Source organism: Tenacibaculum ovolyticum DSM 18103 (genome assembly GCF_000430545.1).
Classification (GTDB): domain Bacteria; phylum Bacteroidota; class Bacteroidia; order Flavobacteriales; family Flavobacteriaceae; genus Polaribacter; species Polaribacter ovolyticus.
The window spans coordinates 1-20,603 of the sequence record NZ_AUMF01000013.1; the positions used below are offsets into that span (position 1 = coordinate 1).

Here is a 20,603-nt window from a genome sequence, read left to right on the forward strand (position 1 = left end):
GAAAAACAATATGCTTTAACTTCATCTATTAGTGGTAAAGTATCTTTTTTATCATTTTGGAATAAAAGTCAAACTGTAAAAACAGGTGAATTAATTTTTATTATTATACCTAATAAGAACAATTCTTTTATAGGAAAAATTAAAGCGCCTGCTGCAAACTCTGGAAAAATAAAAAAAGGGCAAAGAGTACAAATAAAACTTTTAAATTACCCTTCTGATGAATTTGGTGAATTAAACGGAAAAGTGCTTTCTATTTCCAAAATACCAAATTTAGAAGGTAATTACCTAATCGATGTTGAATTGCCACAAGATTTAAAAACAACTTACGATAAAAAAATAGCTTTCAGACAAGAAATGAAAGGTACTGCTGATATCGTAACTGAAGACTTACGGTTAATTGAACGCTTTTTTTATCAACTAAGAAATATCATTAAATAAAAACATTGTTTCATCAGTAAAAATGTTAAAGAAATGTTAAAGAAAATAGGGTTACCCCTATCTTATTAGGGATACCCCTATTTATCAATTAGGGGTAATGGGTATTGTAATTACTTGTTTTTAAACTTAGATTTACGCAAGCTATGTTGCTTCCTTAAAACTCCTCTTTATGAAAAAAGAAAAAAAATCTATTCTAATCATAGATAGCTGCCCTTTAATATGTGAAGCATACAAAAGTCTAATTAATTCAATAAACAAGACAAACCACCAATCTTTAAACACAAACTTAGCACACTGTGCAGAAGGAGGTTACGACATAATAAATAGAATAACCAAAAATGAATTAACACTCGACATAGCAATTTTAGAGTTGAAGTTTTCTCAAAAAATTGACGAAAAAAAGATATCTGGTGAAGATTTAGCAGCTACAATAAGAAAAACATTGCCTGATACTAAAATTATTATCTCAACAACATCTGATGATAATTTTAGAATTCATAATATTTTTAAAACAATAAACCCAGAAGGGTTTATTTTAAAAAGAGACTTAACTTCTAGTGAATTTAAGGCAGCAGTAAATTCTGTTATTAATGATGATCTTTTTTATAGTAAATCTATTTTAAGACTTTTAAGAAAAGAAATATCTTCAAACTTTTTAATTGATAGTGTAGATCGAAAAATATTATACGAACTATCAATCGGAGCAAGAATGAAAGACATGCCTAACTATATTCCATTATCAGCTGCTAGTATTGAAAAAAGAAAACGTCACTTGAAAAAAATATTTAATGTAAAAGATAAAGGAGACAGAGAACTAATATTAACAGCTAAAGAAAAAGGCTTTATATAAAATTTCACTTTATAAACATACAATTTATTTATAAAAACATATATTAATGTGGTTGTATATTTTTGTTTGATGACCTATATAGGTTAAAGTAAAAACTACAAAACAAAAAAAACAATTCACTATAAGCAACTTATATTAATATATAAAGAAAAAAACCATAATAAAAGTAAGGTTAAACCTTACTTTTATTATGGTTTTTTTTTAGTTTTATTAAAATTAAAAAAATAGCTTTGGAAAAACAAAAATTACTACCTCTAAAAAACACGCCTTTTGAAAGATACATTAATCAACTTAGTACAACGTTTATTAAAGAAAAATAAAATAGTATTTGATAAAGAAGAACTGTCTTTTCAAATACAAAGTCATCCTTCATACCCAAGTTTACATGCAATAACAGGAGTATTAGATCATTTCAATATTGAAAATGTAGCTGCTAATGTACCTGTAAACTCAGCAACACTTACACAGCTACCTGACTGTTTCATTGCACAAGTTAATACTGAACAGAATAAAGATTTAGTTACTGTAGAAAAAGAAGGGGAAAACTATATTATTATCAGTACCGATAATAAAAAAAATAAAATTTCCGAGAATGATTTTCTTCAAAAATTCACCGGTATTATTGTTGCTGTAGAACAATCTGAAGATAACTTACCTGTAAAAACAAATTCTAGTATTGCCAAAATTATTGTAGGAAGTGCTTTAGTATTGCTAGCTTCATTTATAGTTTATCAAAACACAACCTCTTTATTTACTCCTATACATTTAATTTTATCTATAATTGGTATTGTAATTAGTGTTGCTATTATAAAACAAGAATTAGGTTTAAAAACAACAATAGGAGATGCTTTTTGCGCTGGTACTGATGATAAAAAAGACTGTGATGCTGTATTGACTTCCAAAGGTGCTGAAATATTTAAAAACTATAAGCTAAGCGATTTTAGTATTTTGTATTTTACTGGGCTAACACTCTTAACTTTTTTTCAAACAGCTAACCCTACAATTTCATATACTATAACTCTGGCTGCAATTCCTGTTACTTTTTATTCATTATACTACCAATATGCTGTTATAAAAAAATGGTGTTTACTTTGTTTAAGTATTGTAGGAATATTATGGCTACAGGCTGTTATTCCTTTAATTACAAATACTTACAGCACTAACTTCATAATTACAGACGTCATTATTTTTAGCTTAATTACATTAGCTACCTGGTTATCTTGGTACTATCTAAAACCTTTATTTACCGATAATCATCAGTTAAAGAAAGAAAAAATTGAAAATGTAAAATTTAAAAGAAATTATACCTTGTTTGATAGTTTATTACAAAAAGCTCCACAAGTAAATACTCAAATAGAAAACTGCAAAGAAATCATTTTTGGAAACCCAAATTCTAACCTAGAAATTGTAATAGTAACAAACCCTTTTTGTGGACATTGTAAACCTGTTCATAAACATATTGATGAAATATTACATAGGTACCATCAAAATGTAAAAATAATTACTCGATTCAATATTAATGCCAACGATAAAGAAAACAAACTCGTTAAAATAACGAGTAGATTATTAGAAATATACGACAAAAAAGGAGAAATAATTTGTCTTGAAGCAATGTCTGAAATATATGACCATGGAGATACTAATGTTTGGTTAAAAAAATGGGGGAATTGCAATAACGTCAACTATTATATTTCTGAATTAGAAAAAGGAAGTAACTGGTGTGCTGAAAACACTATTAATTTTACTCCAGAAATATTAATAAATGGAAAATCTTTTCCAAAAGAATACAACAGAACAGACTTAATATTTTTTATTGAAGAATTAGAAGAAAATAACCAACCATTAATAATGGTTTAATTTTATAAAAACAAAGCCCAAAAAGGGCTTTGCATTTTAAACAAAATTCTCTCGCGAAGAATAGACACATACGGTGAGTGTCTTTAAATGTTCGCCGCAAAAATAACTTTAATTATTTTAACAATGAAAAAATCAATTTTAAACTTAGGAGAAACATTAAATAGAGCGGAACAAAAAACAATTAATGGTGGTAGAAAACAATGTGATTCAAATCACGACGGTGTATGTGAAGATTCTGGTAGACATTGTGCAGAGTTTTACTGTAATTTTATGCCTTTTTAATAAATTATGCTTTTGACTCTAGCTATTTAGAGCAAAATTAGCGGGTTATTTTAACCCGCTCTTTTAAACCAATTAAAAAACTGCATTGAAAAAATTTCCAAATTACAAACAAACTGAAGCCAAAGATTGTGGGCCTACATGTATAAAAATCATAGCTAAACACTATGGTAAAACTATTAATACCCAACAATTAAGAAAACTAAGTGAAACCACTAGAGAAGGTAGTAGTTTACTTGGTTTAAGTGATGCCGTTGAATCGATGGGATTTAAATCTTTAGGTATTAAACTCTCGTTTAATAAATTACTAGAAGCTCCACTACCTTGTATTATACATTGGAACAAAAACCACTATGTAGTACTTTATAAAATTAAGAAAGACACCATCTACATTTCTGATCCTGCTCATGGATTAATCTCTTTTACCAAAGAAGAGTTTATTCAATCTTGGATTGGAAATAATGCTAATGAAAATACTGAGGAAGGTATTGCGCTATTAATCGAACCTACTCCTCGTTTTTATAATGAAGAATTTGAAGAAGATGAAAAGTTTGGTTTCTCATTTATATTCAAATACTTATTCAAATACAAAAAATTTATAGTCCAACTAATTATTGGACTACTTGCAGGTAGTTTACTGCAATTAATACTTCCATTCTTAACACAAAGCATTGTTGATGTCGGTATAAAAAATCAAGATTTAAACTTTGTATATCTTATTCTTTTTGCACAATTATTTCTTTTTATTGGTAAAGCCTCTTTAGAAATCATTAGAAGTTGGATTTTATTACATTTAAGTACTCGTATAAATATTTCATTAATTTCTGATTTCTTTATCAAATTAATGAAACTACCCATCTCCTATTTTGATGTTCGTATGACGGGAGATTTATTACAAAGAATAAACGACCATAAACGCATCGAACGAATATTAACCACTTCTTCTTTAACCGTTTTATTCTCTTTTTTTAACCTAATTATTTTCAGTTTAGTACTAGCTTACTATAGCTTACAAATATTCGGTGTATTTGTAATAGGAAGTGTTTTATACTTCGGATGGGTATTATTCTTCTTCAAAAAAAGAAAAGAATTAGATTACAAACGATTTTCTCAGGTAAGTCAAGAACAAAGTAAAGTCATTGAACTTATTAACGGAATGCAAGAAATAAAGTTACACAATGCTGAAAGACGCATGCGCTGGAACTGGGAATATGTACAAGCTCGATTATTTAAAGTAGCCACCAAAAGTTTAGCTTTAGAACAAACACAAAGTGTTGGTTCGAATTTTATTAATGAACTAAAAAACATGTTCATAACAGTACTTTCTGCAAAGTTAGTTATTGATGGAAATATTACATTAGGGATGATGATGGCAATTAGTTATATCGTTGGCCAATTAAACGGACCAATCACCCAACTAATCAATTTTATGCGTGATGTACAAGATGCTCAAATTTCTATTGACAGACTTGGTGAAATTCATAATATGGAAGATGAAGAAAAACCTAATGATGAAAAAGTATCACATATTCCTGAAAATGCTATTATAAAATTAAACAATATTTCATTTAGATATACTGGTGGTTTAGAGCCCGTACTAAACGATTTATCTTTAGAAATACCAGCTAATAAAACCACCGCAATTGTTGGAGTGAGTGGTAGCGGAAAAACAACCTTAATGAAATTATTACTTGGCTTTTATCAAGTAGATAAAGGTGATATTATGGTAAATAATTTCAATCTTAAAAACATTTCTCAAAAAGAGTGGAGAAGAAACTGTGGCGTAGTAATGCAAGAAGGCTACATCTTTAATGACTCTATTGCTAAAAACATTGCTGTTGGTGAAGATTATGTTGATAAAGATAAATTAGCACATGCTATAAACGTAGCCAATATAGCCGATTATATAGAAGGGCTACCCCTTGGTTATAATACTAAAATAGGTAGCGAAGGTAACGGATTGAGTACAGGACAAAAACAACGATTACTTATAGCTCGTTCTGTTTATAAAAATCCTCGTTTTTTATTTTTTGATGAGGCTACTTCAGCACTAGATGCGAATAATGAAAAAGTAATTATGGGAAAACTTAACGAGTTTTTCTCTAATAAAACGGCTGTGGTTATTGCCCATAGGTTGAGTACTGTTAAAAATGCACATCAAATAGTCGTGTTAGACAAAGGAAAAATCATTGAAAAAGGCACTCATGAAGAATTAATTAAATTAAAAGGAAATTATCATCATCTAGTAAAAAATCAACTAGATTTAGGTAAATAAAATATATAAACGTCATTACGAGAAGAGAAGAGACGAAGTAATTTTATCAACACAAACAAGATTGCTTCATTTTATTCGCAATGGCAAAAAAATTCTCTCGCGAAGAATAGACATAAACCTTGAGTGTCTTTAAATTTTCAAGGGGTAATAAATTATTAAATATTAAATTATGAAAAAATCAATTTTAAATTTAGGAAAAGCTTTAAATAAAGTGGAGCAAATTCAAATCCAAGGTGGAAGACCAATAATCTGCTATAATAATCCTATTTGCCCTCCATCGTATGATTATTGTATTGTATATGGAAATAGCTGTGAATATTTAGGAGATTTATAAAGATGAAAAAATCAATTTTAAACTTAGGGAAATCTTTAAACAAAGCAGAACAAAAAACTATTAATGGAGGAGCTGCTTTTGCTTGTTTCGGTAATTCTGATTGTCCACGTGATATGGGATGTTGTAAAAATGCACCATACATTGGTTTATGTATGCTAGGTAGTGATTATAGAAAATATTGTAATTAAAAAATCAATTTTAAACTTAGGTAAAACATTAAGTAAGGTAGAATAAAAAGGAATTAATGAGACGGAAATATCTGGAAGATACGTTAATCAATGCGCTTTTGATGATCATTGTTCAAATGGTTTCATCTGTAATAGAAGACCTTGTGTTGGTATACTAGCAGGTATATGTGAGAGTCTTTCAGGCCCATACTCTTTATAAATTTCAATTAACTTTTGATGCTTGTTTTTATAAGCAAGCATCATTTTTAGAATAAAATAAATGCCAAATAATAATCAAAACATAGAAATACGGAGCGAAGAAGTTCAAGAAATTTTGAGCCATGTACCCAATTGGATGATTCGATGGGGAAACACTTTGTTTTTAGTGTTAATTTTAATGCTACTATTTATTACATGGTTTGTAAAATACCCTGATATTATTTCTTCTGAAGTTATGGTAACAACATCTTTTCCTCCAGAGAAAATATATGCTAAATCAACAGGTAAATTTGAAGTATTTTTAACTAGTGAAGATAAAAATGTTTTAGAAAATGAAATATTAGCTGTCATAGAAAATAGCGCTTCCTATAAAGATGTATTACTCTTAAAAAGCATCACAGATACCATAACTTTTCATCATAATGAGTTTTCTTTCCCTATTGAGAAACTTCCATTTCTTATTTTAGGAGATATTACCACTAGTTTTTCACAGTTTGAAAACGACTATTCTGAATATATTTTAAACAATAAGCTTACTCCATATAAATCTGAGACTTTTGCAAACAGAATGTCTGTAATTGAGGCTAAAGGACGATTACAAATTCTATTATCACAAAAAAACCTTAACCAAAAAGAATTAGAATTTAAAGAAAAAGACCTTAACAGAAGTAAAAAAATGTTTACACAAGGGGTTATTTCTGCCAAAGAAAAAGAACAAAAAGAAATAGAATTTTTACAATCGAAAAGGTCTTACAAAGGTTTAGAAGCATCGATTTCACAAATTAGAGAATTAATAAGTAATTCTGCTAAAAACTTAGAAGGTACTTCTATTAAAAAAACTCAAAACGACTCGCGTTTAAAAAAGAAAGCAATTCAATCATTTCTATACTTAAAAAAAGCAATAAAAGATTGGGAAAAACAATATGCTTTAACTTCATCTATTAGTGGTAAAGTATCTTTTTTATCATTTTGGAATAAAAGTCAAACTGTAAAAACAGGTGAATTAATCTTTATAATTATACCTACCAAGAACAATTCTTTTATAGGAAAAATTAAAGCGCCTGCTGCAAACTCAGGCAAAATAAAAAAAGGGCAAAGAGTACAAATAAAACTTTTAAATTACCCTTCTGATGAGTTTGGGGAATTAAACGGAAAAGTGCTTTCTATTTCTCAAATACCAAATTTAGAAGGTAATTACCTAATCGATGTTGAATTACCACAAGATTTAAAAACAACTTACGATAAAAAAATAGCTTTCAGACAAGAAATGAAAGGGACTGCCGATATCGTAACTGAAGACTTACGGTTGATTGAACGCTTTTTCTATCAACTAAGAAATATTATTAAATAAAACATTCTCTCGCCAAGAATAGACATAAACCTTGAATGTCTTTAAATGATCAAGGATTTAATCAAATTTAAATTATTTTAAAAATGAAAAAATCAATTTTAAACTTAGGTGAAGCTTTAAATAAAGCGGAACAAAAATCAATTAATGGTGGAATTGGGCCTGTATGCAAATCAGGTTATTTTAACGACCAAGATACTTGCCGAAGAGGTTATCATCCTCACCCAATCTATGGTTCTGTTGCTTGTTGTAGAGATTAAGACTCTCGCTTTAATAATAAATATAAACCCTGATTACTCAAATGTAATTAAGAATTTAATCGAATTAAAAAATGAAAAAATCAATCTTAAACTTAGGAAAAGCTTTAAATAAAGCAGATCAAAAAGAAATTAATGGTGGTATGAATCAATGTAATACTTATTCTGGCCCTATTTATTATGATCAAAATAATTGTGATGCTTTTAATGCTTTACCTTTCTACCATCAGAATTGTGTTATGGTACATGTTTCTTGTTTTCCAAGATAAAGGCAAGAAAACACCTTTATTAATATAAAACATTCTCGCGAGGAGTAGACACAAACCTTGAGTGTCTTTAAATAATCAAGGATTTAATCAAATTTAAATTATTTTAAAAATGAAAAAATCAATTTTAAACTTAGGAAAAGCTTTAAACAAAGCAGAACAAAAGGAAGTTAATGGTGGTATACGTTTTCGCTCATGTACAGGAACTGGTAGTAGATGTTGTGTACAAACTCAATGGGGGCAGTTTTGCGATGCTGGAAGATGTACGCCAAATGGTTGCCTTTGGTATTAATTTCCAATTTTAAAAAAAAATAAATAAAACTAAAGCGAACTTTTGTTCGCTTTTTTTATGAACTATTATTTTTATTTGCACAAAAGAACTAAATTAGCAAGCTTGCTAAAAAAGTAAATTTAGCATTGTAAATTGTTACATTAATTTAAAAGCATATGAGTATGAATGATGATAGAAAAATAAAAGAAAAATTACAGCCAAAAACTTGGAATGAAATAAAAACAAACGATTCTTGGGCTATTTTTAAAATCATGGCAGAATTTGTTGAAGGTTATGAAAAATTAAGTAAAATTGGACCTTGCGTATCAATTTTTGGTTCAGCCAGAACAAAACCTGGTGATAAGTATTATGAATTAGCTGAAGAAGTTGCTTATGAATTAACTCAAAATGGTTTTGGTGTAATTACTGGTGGTGGACCAGGAATTATGGAAGCTGGAAACAAAGGTGCACATCGTGGTAAAGGTGTTTCGGTTGGTCTGAATATAGAACTCCCTTTTGAGCAACATGATAACCCTTGGATTGATCAAGGTAAAAGTTTAGATTTTGATTACTTTTTTGTTCGTAAAGTAATGTTTGTAAAATATTCTCAAGGTTTTGTAGTAATGCCTGGTGGTTTCGGTACCTTAGATGAGTTATTTGAAGCAATTACGCTAATACAAACAAATAAAATTGGGCGTTTTCCAATTGTTTTAGTAGGTAAAAAATTCTGGGGAGGTTTATTAGACTGGATCAAAAACACACTTATTGAAGAAGGTAATATTAGTGAAAAAGATTTAAATTTATTTAGAGTTGTTGATACTGCGAGTGAAGCAATTGATCATTTGAATAAATTTTACTCTAAATATGAATTAAAACCTAATTTCTAATTTTTCTCACCCAAAGCTTATTGAACCGTATTCAATAAGCTTTTTTTATTTTGATTTTGAAAAATAAATTACTCCTTTTTATCTCTTTTTGTTTTTTGTACTGTTACTCTCTAACAGCACAAACAAATACTATTGAAATAAAAGCAAAACTAAATGATAAAAGTAATTTACTTCTAATTCAACAAAAAACTATTTTTTATAACAATTCTACAATAAATTTAAATTCTATTCTTCTTCACAACTGGGCCAATAGTTATAAAAACAATGATACCCCATTAGGGAAACGGTTTATTGAAGATTACAGTAAAAAATTTTACTTTACAGAAAAAAAAGATAAAGGTTATTCAAAAATTCACAACATATCAATAAATTACCAACAAGTTTATTTTAAAGAAAAAAAAAATCAATCAGATATAATTGAAGTATTCCTAAATAAAGCACTAAAACCTAAAGACAGTTTAATTTTATCAACAACTTATACTGTAAAGATTCCTAATGCAAAATTCACAGGTTATGGAAAAATTAAAAATGGTTATCATTTACGCTTCTGGCATATAGTTCCTAGTGTATATAAAGAAAAGTGGCAGTTAATGAGTAATTTAAACCTTGATGACTTATACCAAGATTTAACTAACTACACAATAAGCCTTGATGTTCCAAAAAAATATACGGTTGAAAGTAATTTATATCAATATGAAACAAAAGAAAAGAAAATTACAAATTATCATTTAGTAGGTAACAGGAAAAAAGATATTATTATTCATATTGATTCTCTTAGTCGATTTATTTCTTTTAAAACAAAGAATAAAGAAATAAAAACCGATGCTTATTTAAAAAGTATTCCTCGAGATACTACCTCAAAAATTATAAAAAAACAAGTTAAATTTATTGAAGGTCTTATAGGAAAACACCCACATACTGAAATGTTTATCGATGCAACTAGCATTCATAAAAACTCATTGCATGAAATATATGGTTTACCTAGTTGGCTAAAACCTTTTCCTAAAAATTTTAGATGGGAAATTAATTTTTTTAAGGCACTTACTAAAAAATATATCGAGGATGTTTTAACCTTAAATCAAAGAACAGATTACTGGCTTACCGACGGTTTAGAAACTTTTTTAATGATGAAATACATTAAAGAATATTATCCTAATGTAACTATATTAGGAAAATACTCTAAATACTGGCCTTTAAAAACATATAATATATCTAAACTAAAACAACTTGAAAAATATGCTTTTGTATATCAATTTAGTGCACGTAAATTCTATGATCAATCTTTAACAACTCCTTCTGACTCTCTTTCAAATTTTAATAGAAAAATTGTTAGCAAATATAAAGCAGGTTTAGGTTTATTATATCTTCAAGATTTTATAGGAGGAGATACTTTAGTTAAATCACTAAAAGAGTTTTATTCAAAAAATCAATTAAAGTTAAGTCATAGTAATAATTTTAAAAAAATCCTTCAAAAAAACTCTTCAAAAAACTTAAAATGGTTTTTTAACGATTACATAAAAACAGATAAAAAAATTGACTACAAAATATCTAAAATAAGCAATACAAAAAACAAAGATTCTTTAGAAGTTACAATTAAAAATAAAAGAAAATTCTCATCGCCTGTAGCGTTATATGGAATACAAAAAAAAGAAATAAAATTTAAAACATGGATTACAGGAACTGATTCTACTAAAACTGTTAAAATAAAAAAAGGTGATTTTAATAAACTCGCTTTAAATTATGAGAATAGTTATCCCGAATACAATTCATTAGATAATTTTAGAAAAATAAACAATAACCTAATAAACAAACCACTTCAATTTCGCTTTTTTAAAGATATAGAAAACCCATATTACAATCAATTATTTTACTACCCTGACTTTAAATACAATTTATATGACGGCCTTATATTAGGTATAAATATTAATAATAGATCTCTTGTAAATCATAATTTTGAGTTTAGCCTTACGCCTAATTACAGTACAAAAAGTAAAAATTTTACTGGGTCATATTCATTTTCTTACAATCATTTTTTTAAAAAATCTAAAATTTACAAAATTCGCTATGGATTTAGTAGTAGTAATTTTCATTACGCTCCTGAACTTGAATACAAAACTTTCTCACCATTTATTAGTATTCTATTTAGACGAAATACACTTCGTGATATTGGTTTAAAGCTTTTTACAACCCGTTTAATTAGTGTAAATAAACAAACAAAACTGGGAGAAATTAAAACTGACAGTGATAAATACAATATTTTAAACTTACGGTATATTCATTATAAATTTGACGCTATTAACAGAACCCAATATGCTATAAACGCAGAGTTTAATTCTAATTTTAGTAAAATAACCACTGATTTTCGTTTTCGTCGCTTCTTTACAGAAAACAGAAGTTTTGAACTACGTTTTTATGGAGGTGTTTTCTTACATAATAAAACTGATGGAAATTATTTTAGTTTCGGATTAAATCGTGGTTCTGATTATTTATTTGAACAAAATTTGTTTGGACGATCTGAAAATGATGGCATATTTAGCCAGCAGTTTATTGTTGATCAAGGAGGGTTCAAATCTAAATTTAATAGTCCTCAATTTTCAAACAATTTAATAACATCATTAAATACAAGTGTCAGCGTATGGAGATGGGCAGAAGTATATAATGACTTTGCTTATTTAAAAAATAAAAATTCTTCTCCAAGGTTTTTTTATGAAAATGGAGTACGCCTAAATTTCATTCCAAATATCTTTGAGTTTTACTTCCCTATATATACTAATGAAGGATTTGAAGTTACCAAAGAAGCCTATCCTACAAAAGTAAGATTTGTTATAACAACTAGTATTGATAGAATTTACAACTTCATTAGAAGAGGTTTATTATAGATACTTCAATAATTTCTATTTTTTTACTGTTTTTTTAAAGAATATTCAATGAAAATTGAAATTTTTAAATTTCAACTAAAAAAACTATCTTTGTGACCATCCCAAAATAGAGAATCATGACGCAAAAGACCGAAGTAACTAACACTCAACAACTTTCTTTTCAAGATTTTAAAAATGAAGTTTTAAACGACTATAGAGTCGCTCGAATAAGTAGAGAGTGTAGTTTGTTAGGACGTAGAGAAGTTTTAACAGGTAAAGCTAAATTCGGGATTTTTGGTGATGGTAAAGAAGTGCCACAATTAGCAATGTCAAAAGCTTTTAAAAATGGTGATTTTCGTTCTGGTTATTATAGAGATCAAACATTTATGATGGCTATTGGCCAATTATCACCTCAACAATTTTTTGCAGGATTATATGGTCACTCTGATATTAATGTAGAGCCAATGTCTGCTGGTCGTCAAATGGGTGGTCATTTCGCTACACATTCTTTAGATGAAAACGGTCAATGGAAAAATTTAACTGCTCAAAAAAACTCATCTGCTGATATTTCTCCAACCGCTGGTCAAATGCCACGTTTATTAGGATTAGCTCAAGCTTCAAAAATTTATCGTAATGTAAAAGGGTTAGAAAACTTCACTGATTTTTCTAATAAAGGTAATGAAGTTGCATGGGGTACCATTGGTAATGCAAGTACTTCTGAAGGTTTATTTTTTGAAACTATTAATGCTGCTGGTGTTTTACAAGTACCAATGGTTATGAATGTTTGGGATGATGAATACGGGATCTCTGTTCATGCAAAACATCAAACAACAAAAGAAAGTATTTCTGAAATTTTAAAAGGATTTCAAAAAGAAAATGATACTAACGGATATGAAATTTTTGTAGTTAATGGTTGGGATTATGTACAACTAATAGATGTTTATAATAAAGCATCTAAAATTGCAAGAGAACAACATGTACCTGTATTAATTCATGTAAAAGAATTAACACAACCACAAGGTCATTCTACTTCAGGATCTCACGAGAGATATAAATCTACAGAACGTTTAAAGTGGGAACAAGAATTTGATTGTCTTACTCAAATGCGCAAATGGATTTTAGAATTTGAATTAGAAGACGAAAACGGAGATATCTTAAAGTTTATTGATTCTGAAGAAGAATTAATAAAAATAGATAAAGAATCTAAAAAAGAAGTTAGTAAAGCTAAACGCGATGCATGGAATGCATATTCAAATGAAATAAAATCTGAAGTTTCTGTTGCTATAGATTTATTAGAAAAAGTAGCTCAGAAAAGTAATAATGGTTCTTTTATTACAAAATACAAGAATGATTTAGCCGCTATAGACGAACCTATCAGAAAAGATCTTTTAGTTGCTGCTCGTAAAGCATTACGTTACTTAAAAGATGAAAATTTTGCAGAAAAAATAACATTGCAAAACTTTATTAAATCATCAATAGATAACGCGTCTGTTAAATTTTCTTCTCATTTATTAAGCGAAACAGCACTTGCTACCGAAAACGTACCTTCTGAAGCACCTACTTATGCTACCGAAAAGAAATTGGTCGATGCTCGTGTTATAATGCGTGACAACTTTGATGCTATTTTTAAAAAATACCCAGAAACTTTAATTTTTGGTGAAGATGCGGGTTATATTGGTGATGTAAATCAAGGGTTAGAAGGTTTACAGGAAAAATATGGTGAATTAAGAGTTTCAGATACTGGTATTCGTGAAGCGACCATTTTAGGTCAGGGTATTGGAATGGCAATGCGTGGTTTACGCCCAATTGCTGAAATTCAATACTTAGATTACTTATTATATGCTTTACAAATAATGAGTGACGATTTAGCAACACTTCGTTACCGTACTTTTGGTAAACAAAAAGCACCATTAATTATTCGTACTCGTGGACACCGTTTAGAAGGTATTTGGCATTCAGGTTCTCCTATGGGAGGAATTATAAATAATGTTCGTGGAATTCATGTTTTAGTTCCTAGAAATATGACTAAAGCTGCTGGTTTTTATAATACTTTATTAGAAGGTGATGATCCTGCTTTAGTTGTTGAATGTTTAAACGGATATCGTTTAAAAGAAGAGTTACCAACAAACTTAGGAAAATTTAAAACTCCGATTGGTGTTGTTGAAACAATAAAAGAAGGAACTGATCTTACTGTTATTTCTTACGGATCTACTTTACGAATTGTTGAAGAGGCTGCTAAAGATTTAACGCAAGTTGGTATTGATATAGAAATTATAGATGCACAAAGTTTACTTCCTTTTGATTTAAATCATGATACAGTAAAATCTGTAGCTAAAACAAATCGTTTATTAGTAGTTGATGAAGATGTTCCTGGTGGAGCTTCAGCTTATTTATTACAAGAAATTGTTGAAAATCAAAACGGATACAAACATTTAGATAGCAAACCTCAAACATTAACAGCAAAAGCACACAGACCTTCTTATGGTACTGACGGAGATTATTTTTCTAAACCTTCTGCTGAAGATATTTTCGAAAAGGTATACGAAATTATGAATGAAGCTAATCCTACAAAGTTTAAAGACTTGTATTAAAAATACTATATAAAAACAAAAAAGCCTTTTAGAAAAAATTCTAAAAGGCTTTTTTGTTTTTATGTCTAAAATCTAAGAATTAGGCTCTTCTTCTACCTTAACATCCTTTACATCAATCTCTTTATTTCTTAACTCGTAATCTTTAATTTTACCTTCTATAATACTTACAAACTTAGAAGATGATAAATCTGGGTTACCAATCACTTCTTGTAATGCTTTGATTCTTTCTGTCATCGTTGATTTTTTGATTGCTGAACTTGCAAATTTTGCAGTAGCAATATCAATCTCATCATTTGTTATATTTGATGATTTTATCCAACCTTCTTCAACATACTCACCTTCTGCTCTTTTACCTTTTACTTTCATCCAATCACCCTGATTTTCTGTTACAGCTATAATATCCATTACACTGTATTTCTTTTCAGTTTTTGTTAGTAAATCTGGTCTTTTATAAACATTTGCTGATTCAAGCATAGCTCCAACCTTACCGTTTACAGCTAAAAAGGTAGCTCTTGTCCACCCTTCTTTACCATCAGTTAACTTAACTTTATAATACTGTTTTTTTGATTTACTATCAGTAATTTCTTCTCCAGTAAAAGCTACTTTCTCTCCTAAACTCATTGAAGTTATCCACTTTCCTTTTGATGATGGAGTTTCTCTTATAGATAATTTATCTAATAAACAGATAGCACTTGTAGTTGGTGCTTTAACTTTTTCTGCTTCCTCAGCATTTTCTGTTACGCTTTTTTCAGATTCTTTAGACTTCGCTGTTTCTTTACATGCTGTAAACAAAGAAGATATTAAAACAATTGCAATAAATACTTTTTTCATTTTTTATGATTTTTTTACAAATATATGAGTTTTATTAATATCTATTTAAAAGCACCTAATTGAAATCTCATTATATTTTCATTTGCTCAATAAAGTATTACTTTTCCTGCTTTTAAGAAAGACTTTTTATAATTGATCAGCCCTTCTATATCTATTTTAACTTTATTGCTCCTCTTCTAAAATTAAATAGAACTGATTACAGTTTCTTTTAACGAACTCATTTTAACTAGTTTTTTTAATTTTTTTGATGCTGTTAGCTTCTCTTCTGCTTTGTTTTTTTCTGAATTAGCCGCTGTCTTTTTTGGCCATATATGAAACCCGCCTATCATCGTATCTCTAAAACCTGCTTTCATCCTTTCAAACAGAGCTACATCAATTCCTGGTGGCATTTGCACAATATTTTCCCAAACACCCCATATTCCTTGTTCATCAATATCTCCATTATATTTTATCTGATGGGCTGCATAACGTTTTATCATTGAAACTTTAAACGTTTTTAAACAGTAACTACCTTTCCAAGTATATGGAGCAATATCATCTGTTCCATTACCTGAGACAATTCCTTTTTTAAAGACTAAATTAATTTCCATTTTATGCTGTTCAGAAGATTTATTATAACAATAAAACCCTTCCCATTCTCCACTTGGTAGAAAATGGTGAGTTTCTGTTTCTTCTTTCTTTTTATTAATCTTTAGCATATTATATTTAAACTATATAACCTTAAACTGTGTAACAAAGTCATCTTTAATATCTTTATAACTATTTGTACAATATATATGATTTATAGTTTCTTTTAATTCATCAAAACCATAGTTAAATTGTGCATGCGTCACGTATAAAGAAACATTTAGTGCTCCTTGTTTTTTTAATTCTTCTGCTAAAAATTTAAACGTCCTGCCTCCATCAGCTAAATCATCAACAATTAAACATTCTTTACCCTTAACATCTCCCTGAATACTTATTATAGGTACTCCGTTTATTCTTACTTTATTTGATGGTACCAAATCTGCATTTAGTTTTTCAGCTATTTCATGCGTAGTTTTATAAGCGCCTGCATCTGGACTTATTAATATTGGATTTCCCATTTTTAGATACGCTTTCTTAACGTACTCAAAATTCTTTAATTCAACCGAATTATTAATTAAAGCTAAACTTATTGAGCTATGTGGATGCAATATTTCAACACTATCAAAATTTAGTGAATTAATAAACTTGGCTATTACTTTTAAATCGAAAGATTCACCAATATTAAAACGCCTGTCTGATCGCTGCCCAATTAAACAAGTAATTGTTAATGTTGCTATCGCGTTTTTATTTGTAGCATTTACAGCATTCCATGCTTCTTTTACAGCTGCTATTCTAAATAAATCTTCGTAAGAATTCCCTCTAATTTTAATATGTAAATCTCCCGCTTCTATAATTTTAGCAGCAACTTGCCCATCTTTAAATTTCTTTATTTCGTATTTCATCTATCAATCTTTTTAAGTTTGCATATGCTTCGTTTAAACCAGCCCTATCATCTAATAAAATGTTGTAATATGGTTTTCGTGTATTCATTAACGGATTCTCATTTATTAAATCATACGGTATTTTTCTGTTTTCTAAATCTACTTTTACCCTATCTAAATCTGTCCCTTCATTTGCTGTAAACAAAATCATAGTAAATCCCAAAGATTTACAGTCTTGTAACAATTTAATTATTGTTGTAAAATCAATCCCTATATTATGATAATCGAATACCGTATTATCATAATCAAATGCTACAAAAAGGCTTTTGTGTGTTATATAATCAGTTTTTAATCGATTATAAAAATCAAATTCTAATACATCCATTTCTTCTTTTATCATTAAAATTGTTTGCAATTTCCTCTAGATAAGCGCTATTTTCAATATTATTTATCATAAACGAAGGAATTTCTTTTAAACCAAATCTCCCAGCCATAATACCAGCTGTAATTGATGCAATAGAATCTACATCGCCACCCAATAAAACAGCTTTTTTTAATGCATCAAAAGCATTTGTGGCATTTTTAAGAATATAAAGAACTGCACCTGTTGTAAATTTTGAATCTGAAGGAACTCCATTTATCCCTGGTAAAAAATAAGGAGCTTCTATTGGCTGATTACCACATAAAACAGTTAATTCTTCAGCGCTTAAATTTTCATAAACTCCTATTCTATTTACTTCTTCCAAATAGCTTTTATATTCATCGTTTAATATTACCTTATCAAAGCAATACTCTATAATATTTGCTGGATCACCTTTTTTAACGAGTATATACTCTGATGCTCTGGCAATACATTGGCTTGATAATATTGCGTTTATATTTGGGTGTGTAGCATTTGCATTTATTAAAGCATATTCATTTATTAAATTATCATTTAATAATCCCAAAAAAACAGCTCTCATTGCAGGAGCATTACCGGGGTTTGGTCTATCTCTCTGAAAATCTCGAACTTCTTCGATTGTTTTATCTCCTGAATAATACCAACTCATAGATCCATGACCGTTTCTTCCGTGCCCTTTAATTTCTATTCCTTTATCATATTCTTCTTTCCATTTTCGAACTAATAAATCTTCCGAAAATGGTTCTTTAGATATCAGGGCATTGATTAATCCAATAGTCATTTCTGTGTCATCAGTATAATCCCATTCTTTATAATTTTTAGTGAAAATTTCCTTTTTCTCTTTAGCTACTTTTATCTGACCTCTAGCATTTACGAATCTAGAAAAATCAACATGCTCTCTTATCCAATTCCTATCCTGAAATTCTACACCTGCACCAAACGCATCACCAATAGCTGTACCAATAAGTATTTCCTTTATCATAAAGGTTATATTATATTTCTTCTCTTAATAAATCACGAACTTTCATTAATGCATACCCTAGTAAATTTTCCCCTTTCCATTTGGCTGGATTTTCTGAATTCTCATCAGTCGCAAGCATCCCAATTCCCCAAATAGCATCATAAGGACTTGCTTCAACAATAATTCTATCATTAGTACTTAAAAGAAATTCACTTAATTTGTTATTCTGCTTGAACTTCAAATAATTCCCTCTTACAACGATATCAAATTTGTTTTCGTTCCAAACCTCTTTCCTAATTTTTTTACTTCACCTGCTGAATTACTTTTTAATATTTTAAGTAAAATTTCTTCATCTTTAAATAATCTTGCTTTTTCAGCCATCATCCAATGTTCAGCTGTTTTATAAACATCTCCATCATGTTCAAAACATATTTCAAACCACTGACTGAAACATGATTTTCCTATTTCTCCATTTTTTTGTGGTTGATGTCCCCAGAAATAAATGAATTTTACACGTTCATTATTAACCTTTTCATTAGCCCATTTATTATTATATTTCATTTTTATATTTTTTTATTGATTTGTTCTCTAACATCTTGTAATGTTACCTCATTTAAAAAGGCACCGTCTTTATATATGATTTGTAACTCACCTTGCTCCTCCTCTTCAACAGAAGCTTGATCTATTAAAACATATTCATTATCAACCAAATCTACTTTTACCAACCCTTTTGCCGATTTCTTTATTCCGTCATCTGTAATTGGGTCTTTAAAAATTTCTCTTCGTTCACCATTAACAACAACAGATGTTGCTTTCATTGCAAATCCAAAAGTATCTCTTGTATTAAATTGGTAGGTAAAAGAACCAATACCTAAAACAACATTTGTTGATGCAAATCCTTTATCGTGTAATCTTTTACATATTTGTTCAGCTCTTTCTGTGGTTATACTATCGCCATAAATAGCACCAATATGTGCATCTAAAACTTTAAAACCTTCTTTATTTACGGTACCTCCAAAAATATCCCAAAGTAATTCTACTACTCCTTTTTCTTGTGGTGTTGTTCCGTTTATACTTTTATTCTCTCCACAAATAATGTCTACAGGATCTCCACTATCAGGTCTTATTACCAACTTACCATCTCTAGATAAAACTTCTTCTTTTAATTTTGGTAAATAATCAGTAAGCACTTTCCATAAATCCCAAGTATCACTTACTACAGATAATATTCCTGTTGGATATGTATTCATTAATGCTCTAAATGTACCTATTTCATCATCTTTTGTTCCGGCACACATTACAGAATGTTCTGTTGCATTTACAGATCCAACTACAAATCCTTTTGCATTGTAATATTTACGCAATCCACTAATAACAGGAAGCGTGTCTGACCCCATAAAAACACTTGCATGTCCCATACCTGAAGATAAAGCACTTTGTAAACCTCCCATTCCTCTCATTGAAAAATCGTGTCCTTGAAAATCAATAAAAGCAACATTTTCGCTATCGGTTAATAATGCCCACTTTTTAAAGATTCGTTTATATAAAATTGCTATTGTAGCCGATGTCATTGGTTGCCATAGCATGGTAGATAATATAGTTTCTAAAAAATTAGTAATCCAATAAAAATCTTTGTGTGTATTTACAACAGTAAGCATAGGTACTCTAATTGGCACCTCTACGCCTTCTGGTAATGATTTAACTTGTATTGGTAAATATTGTAAATCATGTAATTGTTCGTAATGAGTTACATCATATTCAGCTCCTAGGTATAAAGAAAGTTCTTCTTTGATTTCGTTACAAACTTCTTCTTTATTTTTAGAAAAGAAATTATCTTTAAAATAATCGTGTAACCATTTAATAACATATTGCTGCCCGAAAGAAACAACTTTATCACATCCTTTAGGTGCATATTTATTACTTCTTGGTGTCCAATTAGAATAAACTTCTTTTGTTCCTTTTGGGTATTGTTGGTGATGTCCTGTTTTATAACCGTCGGTTAATAATAATCCATTCATAGAAATAATGTTTTTATTTGCGTTGTTATGACGCAAATATATAATGTA

Annotated in this window: 20 protein-coding genes and 1 pseudogene; 14 read left to right on the plus strand and 7 right to left on the minus strand. The window is 29.0% G+C overall.

Going from position 1 to position 20,603, the window contains the following annotated elements:
- From H518_RS0103520 to H518_RS0103590, 14 genes are all read left to right on the plus strand, one after another.
- Positions 1-438, plus strand: a 438-nt coding sequence (locus H518_RS0103520) for an HlyD family secretion protein (RefSeq protein WP_028887787.1), incomplete at its 5' end; no start/stop codon positions are given.
- A 169-nt stretch (positions 439-607) separates the two neighbouring features.
- Entirely contained in the window at positions 608-1,288 is a 681-nt protein-coding gene (locus H518_RS0103525) for a response regulator (RefSeq protein ID WP_028887788.1), read from the plus strand.
- Between the two features lie 270 nt (positions 1,289-1,558).
- Positions 1,559-3,145 carry a vitamin K epoxide reductase family protein gene (locus tag H518_RS0103530; RefSeq protein WP_028887789.1) on the plus strand — a complete coding sequence of 529 codons (1,587 nt, stop codon included), beginning with the start codon at positions 1,559-1,561 and terminating at the stop codon, positions 3,143-3,145.
- A 123-nt stretch (positions 3,146-3,268) separates the two neighbouring features.
- Positions 3,269-3,427 carry a hypothetical protein gene (locus tag H518_RS0103535; RefSeq protein ID WP_155995149.1) on the plus strand — a complete coding sequence of 53 codons (159 nt, stop codon included), beginning with the start codon at positions 3,269-3,271 and terminating at the stop codon, positions 3,425-3,427.
- A gap of 85 nt (positions 3,428-3,512) precedes the next feature.
- Entirely contained in the window at positions 3,513-5,699 is a 2,187-nt protein-coding gene (locus H518_RS0103540; RefSeq protein ID WP_028887791.1) for a peptidase domain-containing ABC transporter, read from the plus strand.
- A gap of 169 nt (positions 5,700-5,868) precedes the next feature.
- Positions 5,869-6,033, plus strand: a complete 165-nt coding sequence (locus tag H518_RS21030) for a hypothetical protein (protein WP_155995151.1) — start codon at positions 5,869-5,871, stop codon at positions 6,031-6,033.
- A 2-nt stretch (positions 6,034-6,035) separates the two neighbouring features.
- A complete protein-coding gene (locus tag H518_RS0103550) occupies positions 6,036-6,221 on the plus strand; it encodes a hypothetical protein (protein WP_028887792.1) in 186 nt (61 codons plus the stop codon).
- 259 nt (positions 6,222-6,480) lie between these two features.
- Positions 6,481-7,770, plus strand: coding sequence for an HlyD family secretion protein (locus H518_RS0103560; RefSeq protein ID WP_028887793.1), 1,290 nt, complete (start codon positions 6,481-6,483; stop codon positions 7,768-7,770).
- A gap of 83 nt (positions 7,771-7,853) precedes the next feature.
- Positions 7,854-8,027, plus strand: a complete 174-nt coding sequence (locus tag H518_RS21035) for a hypothetical protein (protein WP_155995153.1) — start codon at positions 7,854-7,856, stop codon at positions 8,025-8,027.
- 71 nt (positions 8,028-8,098) lie between these two features.
- Complete coding sequence (locus H518_RS0103570; RefSeq protein ID WP_028887794.1) at positions 8,099-8,293, plus strand: hypothetical protein; 195 nt, start codon at positions 8,099-8,101, stop codon at positions 8,291-8,293.
- A gap of 109 nt (positions 8,294-8,402) precedes the next feature.
- Positions 8,403-8,582 carry a hypothetical protein gene (locus H518_RS0103575; RefSeq protein ID WP_028887795.1) on the plus strand — a complete coding sequence of 60 codons (180 nt, stop codon included), beginning with the start codon at positions 8,403-8,405 and terminating at the stop codon, positions 8,580-8,582.
- 161 nt (positions 8,583-8,743) lie between these two features.
- Complete coding sequence (locus H518_RS0103580; RefSeq protein ID WP_155995155.1) at positions 8,744-9,448, plus strand: LOG family protein; 705 nt, start codon at positions 8,744-8,746, stop codon at positions 9,446-9,448.
- Between the two features lie 95 nt (positions 9,449-9,543).
- Positions 9,544-12,327 (plus strand): gluzincin family metallopeptidase, encoded by a 2,784-nt coding sequence (locus tag H518_RS0103585; RefSeq protein WP_028887797.1) that lies wholly within the window; start codon positions 9,544-9,546, stop codon positions 12,325-12,327.
- Positions 12,328-12,443: 116 nt separating this feature from the next.
- Positions 12,444-14,897 (plus strand): alpha-ketoacid dehydrogenase subunit alpha/beta, encoded by a 2,454-nt coding sequence (locus tag H518_RS0103590; protein ID WP_028887798.1) that lies wholly within the window; start codon positions 12,444-12,446, stop codon positions 14,895-14,897.
- Positions 14,898-14,969: 72 nt separating this feature from the next.
- Here H518_RS0103590 and H518_RS0103595 read toward each other — a convergent pair whose 3' ends face one another.
- The 7 genes and pseudogenes from H518_RS0103595 to H518_RS0103625 form a co-directional block, all read right to left on the minus strand.
- Entirely contained in the window at positions 14,970-15,728 is a 759-nt protein-coding gene (locus H518_RS0103595; protein ID WP_028887799.1) for an SH3 domain-containing protein, read from the minus strand.
- Between the two features lie 182 nt (positions 15,729-15,910).
- Positions 15,911-16,426: a hypothetical protein gene (locus tag H518_RS20365; RefSeq protein WP_051263652.1), complete on the minus strand. Its 516-nt coding sequence runs from the start codon at positions 16,424-16,426 to the stop codon at positions 15,911-15,913.
- A gap of 12 nt (positions 16,427-16,438) precedes the next feature.
- Positions 16,439-17,197: a phosphoribosyltransferase family protein gene (locus tag H518_RS0103605; RefSeq protein ID WP_028887800.1), complete on the minus strand. Its 759-nt coding sequence runs from the start codon at positions 17,195-17,197 to the stop codon at positions 16,439-16,441.
- Positions 17,172-17,576, minus strand: coding sequence for a hypothetical protein (locus tag H518_RS19165; RefSeq protein ID WP_051263653.1), 405 nt, complete (start codon positions 17,574-17,576; stop codon positions 17,172-17,174). Before H518_RS19165 ends, H518_RS0103605 begins: the two co-directional genes overlap by 26 nt.
- A complete protein-coding gene (locus tag H518_RS0103615; protein WP_043706439.1) occupies positions 17,542-18,558 on the minus strand; it encodes an ADP-ribosylglycohydrolase family protein in 1,017 nt (338 codons plus the stop codon). Before H518_RS0103615 ends, H518_RS19165 begins: the two co-directional genes overlap by 35 nt.
- A gap of 10 nt (positions 18,559-18,568) precedes the next feature.
- A pseudogene (locus H518_RS19170) lies at positions 18,569-19,098 on the minus strand (NADAR family protein).
- A 2-nt stretch (positions 19,099-19,100) separates the two neighbouring features.
- On the minus strand, positions 19,101-20,555 hold the full coding sequence (locus H518_RS0103625; RefSeq protein WP_028887802.1) for a nicotinate phosphoribosyltransferase: 1,455 nt from the start codon (positions 20,553-20,555) through the stop codon (positions 19,101-19,103).
- Positions 20,556-20,603 lie beyond the last annotated feature (48 nt).

Excerpts from the sequence above, each read along its gene's own strand:
- H518_RS0103615 (WP_043706439.1), bottom strand. The coding sequence starts at position 18,558 with ATGATAAAGGAAATACTTATTGGTACAGCTATTGGTGATGCGTTTGGT.
- H518_RS0103625 (WP_028887802.1), bottom strand. The coding sequence starts at position 20,555 with ATGAATGGATTATTATTAACCGACGGTTATAAAACAGGACATCACCAA.
- H518_RS19165 (WP_051263653.1), bottom strand. The coding sequence starts at position 17,576 with ATGATAAAAGAAGAAATGGATGTATTAGAATTTGATTTTTATAATCGA.
- H518_RS0103570 (WP_028887794.1), top strand. The coding sequence starts at position 8,099 with ATGAAAAAATCAATCTTAAACTTAGGAAAAGCTTTAAATAAAGCAGAT.
- H518_RS21030 (WP_155995151.1), top strand. The coding sequence starts at position 5,869 with ATGAAAAAATCAATTTTAAATTTAGGAAAAGCTTTAAATAAAGTGGAG.
- H518_RS0103605 (WP_028887800.1), bottom strand. The coding sequence starts at position 17,197 with ATGAAATACGAAATAAAGAAATTTAAAGATGGGCAAGTTGCTGCTAAA.
- H518_RS0103550 (WP_028887792.1), top strand. The coding sequence starts at position 6,036 with ATGAAAAAATCAATTTTAAACTTAGGGAAATCTTTAAACAAAGCAGAA.
- H518_RS0103595 (WP_028887799.1), bottom strand. The coding sequence starts at position 15,728 with ATGAAAAAAGTATTTATTGCAATTGTTTTAATATCTTCTTTGTTTACA.
- H518_RS0103580 (WP_155995155.1), top strand. The coding sequence starts at position 8,744 with ATGAATGATGATAGAAAAATAAAAGAAAAATTACAGCCAAAAACTTGG.
- H518_RS0103560 (WP_028887793.1), top strand. The coding sequence starts at position 6,481 with ATGCCAAATAATAATCAAAACATAGAAATACGGAGCGAAGAAGTTCAA.
- H518_RS21035 (WP_155995153.1), top strand. The coding sequence starts at position 7,854 with ATGAAAAAATCAATTTTAAACTTAGGTGAAGCTTTAAATAAAGCGGAA.
- H518_RS20365 (WP_051263652.1), bottom strand. The coding sequence starts at position 16,426 with ATGCTAAAGATTAATAAAAAGAAAGAAGAAACAGAAACTCACCATTTT.
- H518_RS0103590 (WP_028887798.1), top strand. The coding sequence starts at position 12,444 with ATGACGCAAAAGACCGAAGTAACTAACACTCAACAACTTTCTTTTCAA.
- H518_RS0103575 (WP_028887795.1), top strand. The coding sequence starts at position 8,403 with ATGAAAAAATCAATTTTAAACTTAGGAAAAGCTTTAAACAAAGCAGAA.
- H518_RS0103525 (WP_028887788.1), top strand. The coding sequence starts at position 608 with ATGAAAAAAGAAAAAAAATCTATTCTAATCATAGATAGCTGCCCTTTA.
- H518_RS0103535 (WP_155995149.1), top strand. The coding sequence starts at position 3,269 with ATGAAAAAATCAATTTTAAACTTAGGAGAAACATTAAATAGAGCGGAA.